This is a genomic window from Streptomyces sp. NPDC020597 (genome assembly GCF_044335095.1).
Lineage (GTDB): Bacteria > Actinomycetota > Actinomycetes > Streptomycetales > Streptomycetaceae > Streptomyces.
Map to the genome: position 1 here is coordinate 794,847 of NZ_JBIRUL010000001.1, position 12,911 is coordinate 807,757.

Below are 12,911 nucleotides of genomic sequence, written 5' to 3' on the forward strand. Positions count from 1 at the left end.
AACGGAGCTGTGATGCAGGACGTCTCCTCGCTGGTCGCCCAGGCCAGGGAAGGCCGCCCCCGGGCCGTGGCCCGGCTGATCTCCCTCGTGGAGGGGGCGTCCCCGCAGCTCAGGGAGGTCATGGCGGCCCTGGCGCCGCTCACCGGCAACGCGTACGTGGTCGGGCTGACGGGGTCGCCGGGCGTGGGCAAGTCCACCTCGACATCCGCGCTGGTCACCGCCTACCGCAGGCAGGGCAGGCGGGTCGGCGTGCTGGCCGTCGACCCGTCGTCCCCGTTCTCCGGGGGCGCGCTGCTCGGCGACCGGGTCCGGATGTCCGACCACGCCTCCGACCCCGGCGTCTACATCCGCTCCATGGCCACCCGCGGCCACCTCGGCGGCCTCGCCTGGTCGGCGCCGCAGGCGATCCGGGTGCTGGACGCGGCCGGCTGCGACGTGATCCTGGTCGAGACGGTCGGCGTCGGCCAGTCGGAGGTCGAGATCGCCTCCCAGGCGGACACCAGCGTGGTGCTGCTGGCCCCGGGGATGGGCGACGGCATCCAGGCGGCCAAGGCGGGCATCTTGGAGATCGGCGACGTCTACGTCGTCAACAAGGCCGACCGGGACGGTGCCGACGCCACCGCCCGCGAACTGAACCACATGCTCGGCCTCGGCGAGGCCCGCGGCCCCGGGGACTGGCGGCCGCCGATCGTGAAGACCGTGGCGGCGCGCTCCGAAGGCGTCGACGAGGTCGTCGAGGCGCTGGAGAAGCACCGGGCGTGGATGGAGGAGCACGGCGTCCTCGCCGAGCGCCGCCGCGCCCGCGCCGCCCGCGAGGTCGAGACGATCGCCGTCACGGCCCTGCGTGAACGCATCGGCGACCTCCACGGCGACCGCCGGCTGAGCAGCCTGGCGGACCGCATCGTCACCGGCGAGCTCGACCCCTACCGGGCCGCCGACGAACTCGTGGCGGGGCTGACGGAGGGCTGAGCCGGGCCGGGGGCACGCCTCGGGAAAACGGCGTGCGGGGCGCGCAGGGGCGCTGGTACGTTCGTTCTCGTGTTTCTCCTCTTGGCATAGGGACCGCCCAGGTCCGTGATCGGTGAGCGGCAGCAGGCCGCACCGGTCGCGGCGATCCGGCGTTCCCTTTCCCGCCCTGCCTCGAGTCGAGGAACCTCCTCATGTCCGCTTCGCCCTCCGCGCGGCCTTCGTATGCCGCCGTCCTGCGGGTCCCGCATGCCCGCCGCACCTTCGCCGCCGCGCTGACCGGCCGGTTGTCCTACGCGGTCGTCCCGCTGTCCGTGATGCTCGCCGTGACCCGGTCCTCGGGCTCGTACGCGGTGGCCGGCGCCGTGATGGCGCTGTTCGGGGCCACCGCCGTCTTCCTGTCGCCCGCGCGGGCGGCCCTCGTCGACCGCCACGGGCCGCGCCGGGCGCTCGCGCCGATGACGGCCGGCCACACGGTGCTGCTCGGCCTGCTGGCCGCCGCCGTCTCCCGGCCGGACGCCGCCCCCGCACCGGTGCTCGGCGCCCTCGCCGCGGCCGCCGGGGCCTGCGTGCCGCCGCTGGGGCCGACCATGCGGGCCGTCTGGACCCGGCTCGCCCCCGACCGGGCCCTGCTCCAGCGCGCCTACAGCCTCGACGGCGTCGCCGAGGAACTGCTGTTCGTGACCGGTCCGCTGCTGGTCGGCGTCCTCGTCGGCTTCGCACCGCCGGCCGCCGGGATCGTGGCCGGCGCGGCCCTGATGGCCGGGGGCACGGCCGGGTTCCTGTCGTCCCCCGCGCTGGCGGCCGCGTCCGCCGGGGCCGTCGCCGTGCGGCGGGGCGGCGGCGGGCTGCGCGGCCTCGGGCGGCCCGTGGCCGCCGTCGCCGGCGTCGGGCTGGCGCTGGGCGTGGTCGACCTGCTGGTCGTGGCGTTCTCGGAACGGCACGGACACGGCTCCGGCGGGGCGGCCGTGGCCTGGGTGCTGGCGGCGCTGTCGGCCGGCAGCGCGGTCGGCGGGCTGCTCAACGGCGCCGTCTCCTGGCGGACGCCGGCACCGGGCCGGCTGCCGTGGCTCACGGCGGGCCTCGGAGCGGCGCTGTGCGGCGCGGCCCTGGCGCCGGGGCTCGGCGCCCTGGCCGCGGCGGTCGCGATCGCCGGGTTCTTCGTGTCGCCGGTTCTCACCACGGCCTACCTCGTCGCCGACGAGGTCGCGGCCCCCGAGGCCCGGGTGCGGGCGGGGGCGTGGATCAACACGGCCGTCAACGCGGGCTGCACGGCGGGCACGGCGGTCGCCGGGGCGCTGGCCGGGCGGCTTGCGGTGGGCGCGTGCTTCGCGCTGACCGGGGCGGCGGTGCTCGCGACGGCGGCGCTCGTCGCGGGCGCGTCGGGGCGGGGCACGCCGGGGAAGGGAACGCCCGGGAACACGCCGGGGAGAGGGGCACGGGGTGCTCGACAACGCGCAGCGGCACGCCCGCACGGAGGTCTCGGTGCGGGTGCGGCGGTCGGGGGACCGTGACGGGGCGGGGGTGAGGCCGACCGGGAGCGGATCTTCGAGCGGTTCGTCCGGCTGGACGACGCGCGCAGCCGTGACGACGGCGGGGCGGGTCTCGGTCTCGCGATCGCCCGGGACGTGGCGGCGCGGCACGGCGGCACGCTCACGGCCGGTGGGACGCCGGCAGGCGGAGCCCTCTTCGAGCTCCGCCTGCCCGCCGTCACCGCGTAGGGGCTGCTAAAGCCTTCCCCGCCGCCCGCGGAGGTTCTCCGCGACGGGCTTCAGGGCCTTGGAGAGTTCCGCCAGGGCCTCGGGGGACAGGAGATCGATGAAGTGCCGCCGCACGGAGTCCACATGGTGCGGCGCGACCTTCTGCATGGTCTCCATGCCGTGCTCGGTCAGGACCGCGTACAGGCCGCGGCGGTCGGACTCGCAGTTCTCCCGGCGCACCAGATCGGCGTTCTCCATGCGGGTGATCTGGTGCGAGAGGCGGCTCTTGGACTGGAGGGTGGCGGCGGCGAGATCGCTCATTCGCATCCGCACGCCCTCCGACTCGGAGAGGTTCACCAGGATCTCGTAGTCGTTCATGGTCAGTCCGAACGGCTGAAGATCCTTCTCGAGCTGGTACGTCAACAGCCTGTTGACCTCCAGATGGGTGCGCCAGGCGCACTGCTCCGCTTGGGTCAGCCAGCGCGTGGCCGTTTCGGTCTCCATAAATGAAGTCTACCTAAAATGTTGAAAGGCGAACTAGTACGGGTGGTGTGACGGTGCGCACGCGTTCGATGTCACACTCCGCAGACTACCGCTCACAGCCCGAAGCGACGCTGGAGGTCCCCCAGCTGTCCGGGAAGGCGCGGTGCGCCGGACGGCGCGCCGTGGCCCCCGTGCCCACCTGGGACGCCGCCCGAACCGGGCACTCCGGGCTCGTGCGGAACAGCCCCCGTCGCCTGCTCGGCCATCAGGGTCTCGGACGACTGCAGCAGCACCGTCCCGGCGCCGACGAACTCGAACTGGTGCTCCTCCCCGGAGGCGCCGCCGAGGCCCGTCAGCGCACGTAGACCGCCCATCACGCCGGTCATGTACCCGTGGTCGTAGTGATGGCACGGAGAGGGACAGTCCGCCCAGCCGACGAGCGCCTGAGGGTCCACCCGGAGCGGGGGCTCCATGAACACCACCGGGCCGTTGGATGCGGCCACGAACTTTCCGGTTCCGATGAGGGTGAGGAATCCCGGCACGATCGACTGCTTGAGCGACAGACTTGGCTGAAAAGCGAGCAGATTGCCCGAGCGAATGGTCAGGTTGCCGTCTTCGAGGTCGTACGAGTTCACGTCGAAGGCCCGGTCGGCGAGCAGCATCTTGCCCGAGCCCTCCGCCACGACCCAGTCGCTCGCGTGCAGTGGCGAATGGAAGGAAGTGCGCACCAGACGGTCCAGCCGGCCGTGTCCGACGCCGTTGAAGTCGATCGACCCGTAGTAGGCGATCATCTTCCCCTTCTGCAGGAACCACTGGCTCCCCTTGAGCTCCACGCAGAAGGTGTAGCTGTTCACGTTGTCGTCGACCGGCAGGGTCGTGGGGTCGTGCACCGTCGGGCCGCCGCCCGGAGCCCCGTACATGCTCACAGCTTCTCCTCCGACGCCTGGACGAACACCGCACCGCTGCCGCTCAGCTCGAGCTGGAAGCCCTCGCCGGAGCCGCGGCCCACCATGTCCCGCCAGCCGAGCGCCGTCGACAGCTTGTTGCGGACGTCGCCGTGGTGGGCGACGTAGGCCTGCGGGTCGACGTGCACCGGGCGCTGCGGGGTGATCGGGACCTCGAACACCCCGCCGTGGGCCATCACGGCGACCGCCCCGTGGCCCTTGAGGGTGGTGGTGAACAGGCCCTGTCCGCTGATCTGGCCGCGGACCATGCCCATGACGCCGCCCTGCGAGCCCAGGAACATGGTGCCCTGCTGGAGGGTGCCCTCGAAGGCGAGCAGGCGGTCCGCCTCGACGCACAGCGTGTCGCCGCTGAGCCGGATGACCTGGACGTGGTGCCCGCCGTGCCCGAAGAGGACCGTGCCGCTGCCCTCGACGGTCATCAGCGGCGTGTCCTCGTTCGCGAGCCGCCGGCCGATCATGGACATCACCCCGCCCTGCCCGCCCTGGACGTTCGGGGTGAAGGACACCTCGCCGCGGTAGGCCAGCATGGCCCCGCGCTGGCTGAAGAGCCGGGCGCCGGGGACGACGGTCGCCTCGATCATCTTGGAGTTGATCTCACGGAAGGTCATCTCACACGTCCCCCGCGATCGTGTTGCGCTCGCTCGGCTGGACGTACACCAGGCCGTCCCCCTCGAAGCGGATCTGGAAGGCCTCGCCGCCGCCCTCGCCCAGAAACGTGCGGAACGTCACCCCCGACTGGAAGGACTGCCGGACGTTGCCCTGGTGCGCGACATAGGCGCCCGGGTCGACGGTGAGCGGGTACTGCGGGCTGACGCGCAGCACCACGGCCGGCCCGTCCGACGTGATCGCCGCCTGGCCGGTGCCCTCGACGGTCGTCGTGAACAGCCCGTTGCCCTGGGTCGCGCCGCGCACCCCGGTGAAGCTGGTGCCGGTGCGCAGGCCGGCGTCGGTCGCGAGCAGGTTGCTCGACTCGACGAACAGCTTGTCGCCCCGGAGCTGCACGAGGTTGATCTCGGAGGCGCGGTCGGCGAACCAGCAGGTGCCCTGCCCCCTCACCTCCATCACGGTCATCTGCTCGCCGGTGAGCCGCCGGGTCACCATGCCCCGGATGCCCTCACCGCCGCCGCTGAGCTTCTTGAAGGCCATCTGCCCGTCGTACGCGACCATCGAGCCGTTCTTCGCCTTCACGGCGTCGCCGGTCATGTCGACGGCGAGCACCTTGCTGCCTTGGAGTCGAAACATCGCCACGGGGCGAAGGTATCGGCCGGACGGGTGCGCCGAACAGCACCCGGAGGTGGAGCAAGACCCTGAACGCACCCTTAGGGGGAGCGTTTGCCACAATGGACGAACGCTTGTGCGTGCATTCACAATCTCCTGCCCTCGTCGTACCCCACCCGAAGGTGACCCGTGGACCTGAAGACCGCCTCCGCCCTCCGCCGCCTGCGCCTGGTCTCCGCCCCGGAGGCCGTGTCGTTCCTCCTGCTGCTGGTCTGCTCGGTGCTGAAGCGGACCACCGACTTCGACGCCGTGCGAGTGATGGGCTGGGTCCACGCCGGCTTCTTCATCGTGTACCTGCTCTTCTGGGCCGACGCCTGGAACCGCGCGAAGTGGTCCCTGAAGACCGCGGCCCTCTACTTCGTCCTCGCGGTCCTGCCGACCGGCGGGTTCTTCGCCGAGCGTCGGCTGCGCCGTGAGTCGGTGGACGCGGTCATCGCCTCCCGCGCCCGCAAGGAAGGCGTCGTGAACGCATGATCGTCGCCTTCTCCATCACTCCCCTGGGTGTCGGCGAGGACGTCGGCGAGTACGTGGCCGACGCCGTTCGGGTGGTTCGCGCATCCGGCCTGCCGAACCGCACCGACGCCATGTTCACCTCCGTCGAGGGCGAATGGGACGAGGTGATGGACGTCGTCCGGCGGGCCGTCGCCGCCGTCGAGGCGCGCGCCCCGCGCGTCTCCCTCGTCCTGAAGGCCGACATCCGCCCCGGCGTGACGGACGGGCTCACCTCGAAGGTGGCGACCGTGGAGCGGCATCTCGCGCCGTGACCGCCCCGGACGCCCGTCCGGTCGGTCCCCCGAACGGGTGCGGACCGGCGGGGGCCCGGCCCGCGCCGCGTGACTAATGTCTCCCGGGTCGATCATGTTCCGCGCACCGGCGCGGCGCCGAAGGGGGAGTGTGCGGTGGCAGGGCGGCGCGGGCCGGGGCGACCCGGCAGGGCGATCACGGCGTTCCTCCTGGCGGTGACGCTGGCGGTGCTCTGCGTGGGCCAGGCGCCCCGCACGCCCGCCTGCCCCCTCGCCCGGGGCGAGCTCACGGTCGACGACCTGCCCGCCGGCTCCTCCGTGCTCGACTGCCCCGCGGTCGGCCGCGTGGTCACCCACGACGGCGCGGGCCTGGCGGTGCCCGCACCCGGCACGACGGTCAGCGTCGACGCCCTCACCGCGGACGGCTCGGCGCACGGGTTCACCCTCACCGTCGCCGCCGACGGCACCGTCTCCTACGCCTACGAGGCGGCCCGTGCGACGGCCGTCCGGGGCGGCCGCGCCGACGCCCCCGCCCCCTGCGCCGACGCCGCCTACGCCACCGCGGGCCGCAAGGAGTACGGCACGTACGAGTGGTTCCTCGGCGACGGCCGCCTGCCGGCCGGGATCTCCCGGGCCGACGCCCGGCGGGCCTTCGAGGAGGCCGTCGCCACCATCACCGCCAGCCGCAACGACTGCGGTCTCGACGACCGGGTCGCCGCGAGGGCCCGCCATCTGTCGACCACCTCCAGCAAGGCCGACATCGACCGCGAGACCCGCTGCATGAGCCCCGACGGCCTGAGCGTCTGGGACACCGGCGACCTCGGCGCCGACGCCGTCGCCACCACCTGCTCCTGGAGCCGCCCGGCGCCCGGCGGGGGACCGGAGGATCTGCTCGAGGCCGACGTCCGCTTCAACACCCACGACTACGCGTTCACCGTCGACCCGTCCGGCGCCTGCACGCGCGCGTACGACCTCCGCAGTGTCGCCACGCACGAGGCCGGGCACGTCTTCGGCCTCGGTCACGCCGGTGCCGGACACGAGAACCTCACCATGTTCGCGAGCTCGTTCGCCTGCTCCACGAGCGCCCGCACCCTCGGCAAGGGCGACGTCCTGGGCCTGCGCAGCCTCTACCGTTGATCTTGGCCGGTGCTCCCCCGTCCACGGGGGAGGTGAAGGCCATCTCAGAACTGCTCTGACCCGGACCGCGGGTACGGGTCCGCAGTGTCGAGCTCAGCCCGTGGGGCGCTTCTGGTTCTCGATGGAACGCGGCCCGGAACATCTTGCACCTGCACCGGATCGGCCACGTCATCGTGGAGGTCCCGGCCGCCGGAAGGCGCGGTCGCAGGGCGGGCAACACCGTCGAACCCGCCGCAGCGATGTAGGCAGGAATCCCCTTCCCGAGCTTGCGAAGGGAGGGGAGAACTTCAATGAGCGTCGCCCGACACCAGCGCCATGCCCAGCGGCGTCCGCTCGTAGAGCACCTGGTGGCCGTAGCGGCGGGAGACCAGCAGCCCCGCCTCGCGCAGCACGCCCAGGTGCGCGGACACCGACGAGGGGGCGAGGCCGAGGCGGTGCGCCAGGGCCGAGGTGCTCGCCGGGTCGTCGAGCGCGCCGAGCACGGCGGCCCGGCCCCGGCCGAGCAACCGCACGAGCGCGTCGGGGAGGCGCTGTGCGCGGTCGGCCGGGTCGCTCCACAGGCCCGCGATGCCCCGCGCCGGGTAGACCAGCGTGGGCTGCCAGGGCGGGTCGAAGCCGCTCACCACGTCCGGCCACGAGAACACGCTCGGCATCAGCACGAGCCCCCGGCCGCCGAGATGCCGCTCGTGCTCGCCGTTCGAGGCGACGGTCAGCGTGCCGGCCCGCCAGCCGCACCGGCGGTTGATCTCCGGCAGCAGCCCGCCCAGGCCCACCTCGGCCAGCCGGCGGGAGTGGAAGGCGACGTCCGCCTCCAGCAGAGCGCGCAGCCGGGGCCAGTCCGGCGCGAGCAGAGTGCGCCAGACCTCCTCCAGCACGTCGGCGAGCTCCCGGACCATCCGTTCCGGATCCGCCAGCCAGGCCCGCCCCTGCGGCGAGTCCAGCGCGCCGGGGGTGTCCGCCAGCGAGCGGGCGGTGTCCTCGCGGGCGGCTCGCGGGTCCGCGGCCCGCACGGCGGCGATCTCCTCCTCGAACCCGGCCGCGGGACCCAGCGGCGGCGGGCACAGCCAGTCGGGGGAGTGACCCCGGCGCGGCATGACCAGCCACAGACCGGTCAGGTCGAGCGCCCCGGCCGCCGCGCGGATCCGGCGCAGCCAGGGCGTGTGGTAGCCGTGCCGGTCGGGCCGCTTGAGCGTGCGCGCGGCCTCCTGCGTCTCCCACAGCGGGGACACGGCGAAGCGGCAGCGCAGGAAGTCCTCCTCCCCGAAGTGCAGACGCGAGGACACCCGCCCCTCCTCCCACCCGTCCGACGAACATTCGGCCCAGGCCGAAACTCTAGGCCGTGCGCCCGCGGCCCAGCACGCTGCCCTGCATGTCAGACGTCACGACGGCCGCCGCCGAGGCCCCGCCCGCCCGATACCTCCAGGTCTTCGCCGTCCGCGAGTTCCGGTCCGTCTTCGCCGCCCACCTGCTGTCCATGCTCGGCGTCATCGTCGCCGAGATCGCGCTCTCCGTCCTGGTCTACGACCTGACGGGCTCGCCCCTGCTGAGCGCCCTGGCCTGGGCCCTCGGCTTCCTGCCCTACGTCGTCGGCGGCACCCTGCTCGCCGGGGTCGCCGACCGCTTCCCGGCCCGGCGCGTCCTCGTCGGCTGCGACCTGGTGTGCGCGGCGTGCGTGCTGCCCATGACGGCGCCGGGCGCGCACCTCGCCGTCCTGCTCGCCCTGCGCTGCTGCCTCGCGGTGGTGTCGCCCGTCTTCGCGGGCACCCGCATGGCGACTCTCGCGGACATCCTGGGCGACGGCGACCTGTTCGTCCTCGGCCGCTCCCTGCTGCGCATCACCGCGCAGAGCGCCCTGCTGGTCGGCTTCGGCCTCGGCGGCGTGCTGCTCACGGTCGCCTCCCCACGTCAGGCGCTCCTCCTCACCGTCGCCACCTTCCTCGCCTCCGCCGCGCTGCTGCGGCTGGGCACCCGCCGCCGCCCGGCCCGGGCACGGACCGGCGGGGCGCTGGTCGCCGACTCCCTCAGAGGCGCCCGGCAGGTCCTCGCCGACCGGCGCACCCGGGCGCTGCTGCTGCTCTTCTGGGTGCCGCCGACGTTCGCCGTCGCTCCCGAGGCGCTGTCCGCGCCGTACGCGGACGACCTCGGGGCCGGCTCCGTGGGCCTCGGCCTGCTGATGTGCGCGCTGCCGGTCGGCACGGTCGCGGGCGAGCTGTACGCCGGGGCCCGGCTGAGGCCCGCCGCCCGTGAGCGGATCGCCCTCCCGCTGGCCTGCGTCACCCTGCTGCCCTACCTCGGCTACGCCCTCCGCCCCGGCCTCGCCGTCTCGCTGCTTCTGCTGGTCGTCGCCGGGGCCGGGTCGGCGTACACCCTCGGCCTGGACCAGTGGATCGTCCGGGACGTCCCGGTGGAGCTGCGCGGCCGGGCCATGACACTTTTCACCGCCGGGCTGATGACCTGCCAGGGCGTCGGCATGGCCCTGGCGGGGGTCGCCGCCGAGGTTGCGGGGGTCGCGTGGACCGTCACAGGGGCGGGCGCGCTGGGGGCGCTGGCTTGCGTCCTCACTGCACGGGAGGTCCGCAAGACCGAAACGCGAGACGGGGCTGACCACGATGTGACCGGCCGGTAAGGTCTGGAGGCGTGCCGAAACCGCTCAGTCTCCCCTTCGACCCCATCGCCCGCGCCGACGAGCTCTGGAAGCAGCGCTGGGGGAGCGTGCCGTCCATGGCCGCGATCACCTCGATCATGCGCGCGCACCAGATCCTGCTCGCCGAGGTGGACGCCGTGGTCAAGCCCTACGGCCTGACGTTCGCGCGCTACGAGGCGCTGGTGCTGCTCACCTTCTCCAAGGAGGGCGAGCTGACCATGTCGAAGATCGGCGAGCGGCTCCAGGTGCACCCCACCTCGGTGACGAACACCGTGGACCGGCTGGTGAGGTCGGGCTTGGTGGACAAGCGCCCCAACCCCAACGACGGCCGCGGCACGCTCGCCGTGATCACCGAGAAGGGCCGTGAGGTCGTGGAGGCGGCCACCCGCGACCTGATGGCCATGGACTTCGGGCTCGGGGTGTACGACGCGGAGGAGTGCGGGGAGATCTTCGCGATGCTGCGGCCCCTGCGGGTCGCCGCGCACGACTTCGACGAGGACTGAGCCGCCGCCCCGGCAACGCCCTGCGACCGGGAGGGGAGCGGACGCGCCGGGAGCGCCGACCCGGGGCAAGATCTCCCGGAACGGGTCGTTACGCTCGTCGGCATGAAGAAGAGCGTGCTGACCCGCTACCGCGTCCTGGCCTACGTCACCGGTGTGCTGCTGGTCCTGCTGTGCCTGGGCGTCATCGCCAAGTACCTCCTGGACGTCGACGGGGCCGCGGACTTCACCCGCGTCGTCGGCTTCGCGCACGGCTGGCTCTACGTTCTCTACCTCGTCTTCGCCTTCGACCTGGGCTCCAAGGCGAAGTGGCCGGTCGGCAAGCTGCTGTGGGTGCTGCTGGCCGGGACCGTCCCGACGGCCGCCTTCTTCGTGGAGCGCAGGATCAGCCGCGAGCTGACCCCGCAGGCCGCGTTCGAGGACACGGCGATCATCAAGGCGTAGCCCGCGGCGCGGGTCTCCCGCCGCACCGGTCTGCGGCCGCACGGTCTCCGGCCGCTCGCAGGCGCGGCGAGGCGCGTGCGGCGGGCCGGGCCCCCGAGAACACCGATCTCGGGACGTCCCTGCCTGCAGCTGTCGACATTTACTTGGACGTCCTAGTAAATTCGAAGCATGGACGCTGACGTCATCGAGGAGGGCCGCCGTCGCTGGCAGGCCCGGTACGACGCTTCGCGCAAGCGTGAGGCCGACTTCACCACGCTCTCGGGAGACCCGGTGGAGCCGGTGTACGGGCCGCGGGCCGGTGACACCTACGACGGCTTCGAGCGCATCGGCTGGCCGGGGGAGTACCCCTTCACGCGCGGTCTGTATCCGACCGGCTACCGCGGGCGCACCTGGACCATCCGGCAGTTCGCCGGGTTCGGCAACGCCGAGCAGACCAACGAGCGCTACAAGATGATCCTGGCCAACGGCGGGGGCGGCCTCTCCGTCGCCTTCGACATGCCGACCCTCATGGGCCGCGACTCCGACGACCGGCGCTCGCTCGGCGAGGTCGGCCACTGCGGCGTCGCCATCGACTCGGCCGCCGACATGGAGGTCCTGTTCAAGGACATCCCGCTGGGCGAGGTCACCACGTCGATGACGATCAGCGGGCCCGCCGTGCCCGTTTTCTGCATGTACCTGGTCGCCGCCGAACGCCAGGGCGTCGACCCCGGGGTCCTCAACGGCACGCTCCAGACGGACATCTTCAAGGAGTACATCGCCCAGAAGGAGTGGCTCTTCCCGCCCGAGCCGCACCTGCGCCTGATCGGCGACCTCATGGAGTACTGCGCGGCCGGCATCCCCGCCTACAAGCCGCTGTCCGTCTCCGGCTACCACATCCGCGAGGCGGGCGCGACGGCGGCACAGGAGCTCGCCTACACGCTGGCGGACGGCTTCGGCTACGTGGAGCTGGGACTCAGCCGCGGGCTGGACGTCGACGTGTTCGCGCCCGGACTGTCCTTCTTCTTCGACGCCCACGTCGACTTCTTCGAGGAGATCGCCAAGTTCCGCGCCGCGCGCAGGATCTGGGCGCGCTGGATGCGGGACGTCTACGGGGCCAGGAGCGAGAAGGCCCAGTGGCTGCGCTTCCACACCCAGACCGCCGGCGTCTCGCTGACCGCCCAGCAGCCGTACAACAACGTGGTGCGCACGGCCGTCGAGGCCCTCGCGGCGGTGCTCGGCGGCACCAACTCGCTGCACACCAACGCCCTCGACGAGACGCTCGCGCTGCCGAGCGAGCAGGCCGCCGAGATCGCGCTGCGCACCCAGCAGGTGCTCATGGAGGAGACCGGCGTCGCCAACGTGGCCGATCCGCTGGGCGGTTCGTGGTTCGTCGAGCAGTTGACGGACCGGATCGAGGCCGACGCGGAGAAGATCTTCGAGCAGATCAGGGAGCGCGGGCTGCGCGCCCACCCCGACGGCCGGCACCCCATCGGCCCCATCACCTCCGGCATCCTGCGGGGGATCGAGGACGGCTGGTTCACCGGCGAGATCGCGGAGTCCGCGTTCCGCTACCAGCAGGCCCTGGAGAAGGGCGACAAGCGGGTCGTCGGCGTCAACGCGCACACCGGGTCGGTGACCGGGGACCTGGAGATCCTTCGGGTCAGCCACGAGGTGGAGCGGGAGCAGGTGCGGGTCCTGGGGGCGCGCAGGGCGGCCCGGGACGAGCAGGCCGTGCGGAGCGCCCTCGCGGCGATGCTGGCGGCCGCCCGTGACGGGGCCAACATGATCGGTCCCATGCTCGACGCGGTGCGGGCCGAGGCCACGCTGGGCGAGATCTGCGACGTCCTGCGGGACGAGTGGGGCGTGTACACGGAGCCGCCCGGCTTCTGAGCGCCCGCGACGCCGGGGCGGCGCCGGACCGCTCGACGGTCCGGCCCCGCCCCGTTCCCGTGTCCCCGGGCGCGGGTCGGCCGGGGCCCTAGGTGTTCTGTCCGGGGAGGTTGTGGACGGGTGAGCCAGGTCTCGGCTGAGGGATCTTGAATGAGTGAGGGCCTTCCGGTTCGGTGTGGATT

At 73.0% G+C, this 12,911-nt stretch carries 14 protein-coding genes and 1 pseudogene; 10 read left to right on the top strand and 5 right to left on the bottom strand.

All coding sequences use genetic code 11. From position 1 onward, the window contains the following. Positions 1-12: 12 nt before the first annotated feature. From meaB to ACH4ZA_RS03710, 3 genes and pseudogenes are all read left to right on the top strand, one after another. Positions 13-969 (top strand): methylmalonyl Co-A mutase-associated GTPase MeaB, encoded by a 957-nt coding sequence (meaB, locus tag ACH4ZA_RS03700; protein ID WP_306949229.1) that lies wholly within the window; start codon positions 13-15, stop codon positions 967-969. A gap of 191 nt (positions 970-1,160) precedes the next feature. Then, entirely contained in the window at positions 1,161-2,480 is a 1,320-nt protein-coding gene (locus ACH4ZA_RS03705; protein WP_398427794.1) for an MFS transporter, read from the top strand. A gap of 24 nt (positions 2,481-2,504) precedes the next feature. Then, positions 2,505-2,687 (top strand): annotated as a pseudogene (locus tag ACH4ZA_RS03710) (ATP-binding protein); the annotation flags it as partial. 6 nt (positions 2,688-2,693) lie between these two features. Here the strand turns inward: ACH4ZA_RS03710 and ACH4ZA_RS03715 are convergent. The 4 genes from ACH4ZA_RS03715 to ACH4ZA_RS03730 all read right to left on the bottom strand — a co-directional run bounded on the left by ACH4ZA_RS03715 (position 2,694) and on the right by ACH4ZA_RS03730 (position 5,356). Beyond that, positions 2,694-3,170, bottom strand: coding sequence for a MarR family transcriptional regulator (locus ACH4ZA_RS03715; protein ID WP_319281207.1), 477 nt, complete (start codon positions 3,168-3,170; stop codon positions 2,694-2,696). 92 nt (positions 3,171-3,262) lie between these two features. Next, a complete protein-coding gene (locus ACH4ZA_RS03720; protein ID WP_319281210.1) occupies positions 3,263-4,069 on the bottom strand; it encodes an AIM24 family protein in 807 nt (268 codons plus the stop codon). A gap of 2 nt (positions 4,070-4,071) precedes the next feature. Further along, positions 4,072-4,722: an AIM24 family protein gene (locus ACH4ZA_RS03725; protein WP_107441864.1), complete on the bottom strand. Its 651-nt coding sequence runs from the start codon at positions 4,720-4,722 to the stop codon at positions 4,072-4,074. A 1-nt stretch (position 4,723) separates the two neighbouring features. Beyond that, positions 4,724-5,356 (bottom strand): AIM24 family protein, encoded by a 633-nt coding sequence (locus ACH4ZA_RS03730; RefSeq protein ID WP_057584720.1) that lies wholly within the window; start codon positions 5,354-5,356, stop codon positions 4,724-4,726. 165 nt (positions 5,357-5,521) lie between these two features. Here ACH4ZA_RS03730 and ACH4ZA_RS03735 point away from each other — a divergent pair, with 165 nt between their 5' ends. From ACH4ZA_RS03735 to ACH4ZA_RS03745, 3 genes are all read left to right on the top strand, one after another. Next, positions 5,522-5,866 (top strand): DUF3817 domain-containing protein, encoded by a 345-nt coding sequence (locus ACH4ZA_RS03735; RefSeq protein ID WP_319281204.1) that lies wholly within the window; start codon positions 5,522-5,524, stop codon positions 5,864-5,866. Continuing rightward, positions 5,863-6,156 (top strand): MTH1187 family thiamine-binding protein, encoded by a 294-nt coding sequence (locus ACH4ZA_RS03740; protein WP_319281202.1) that lies wholly within the window; start codon positions 5,863-5,865, stop codon positions 6,154-6,156. The genes ACH4ZA_RS03735 and ACH4ZA_RS03740 overlap by 4 nt, the downstream gene beginning before the upstream one ends. Positions 6,157-6,291: 135 nt before the next feature. Next, the gene (locus ACH4ZA_RS03745) at positions 6,292-7,272 is read left to right on the top strand and encodes a matrixin family metalloprotease (RefSeq protein WP_398427797.1); all 981 of its coding nucleotides are present in this window, start codon (positions 6,292-6,294) and stop codon (positions 7,270-7,272) included. 287 nt (positions 7,273-7,559) lie between these two features. Here the strand turns inward: ACH4ZA_RS03745 and ACH4ZA_RS03750 are convergent, their stop codons facing one another. Further along, on the bottom strand, positions 7,560-8,555 hold the full coding sequence (locus ACH4ZA_RS03750) for a DUF5937 family protein (RefSeq protein WP_319281198.1): 996 nt from the start codon (positions 8,553-8,555) through the stop codon (positions 7,560-7,562). Between the two features lie 86 nt (positions 8,556-8,641). Here ACH4ZA_RS03750 and ACH4ZA_RS03755 point away from each other — a divergent pair, with 86 nt between their 5' ends. From ACH4ZA_RS03755 to ACH4ZA_RS03770, 4 genes are all read left to right on the top strand, one after another. Continuing rightward, on the top strand, positions 8,642-9,898 hold the full coding sequence (locus tag ACH4ZA_RS03755) for an MFS transporter (protein ID WP_398427798.1): 1,257 nt from the start codon (positions 8,642-8,644) through the stop codon (positions 9,896-9,898). Between the two features lie 11 nt (positions 9,899-9,909). Beyond that, a complete protein-coding gene (locus ACH4ZA_RS03760) occupies positions 9,910-10,419 on the top strand; it encodes a MarR family transcriptional regulator (protein WP_319281194.1) in 510 nt (169 codons plus the stop codon). Positions 10,420-10,521: 102 nt separating this feature from the next. Continuing rightward, positions 10,522-10,860, top strand: coding sequence for a DUF3817 domain-containing protein (locus tag ACH4ZA_RS03765; protein WP_319281192.1), 339 nt, complete (start codon positions 10,522-10,524; stop codon positions 10,858-10,860). A 168-nt stretch (positions 10,861-11,028) separates the two neighbouring features. Next, positions 11,029-12,729, top strand: coding sequence for a methylmalonyl-CoA mutase family protein (locus ACH4ZA_RS03770; protein ID WP_319281191.1), 1,701 nt, complete (start codon positions 11,029-11,031; stop codon positions 12,727-12,729). The last annotated feature ends 182 nt before the right edge of the window (positions 12,730-12,911 follow it).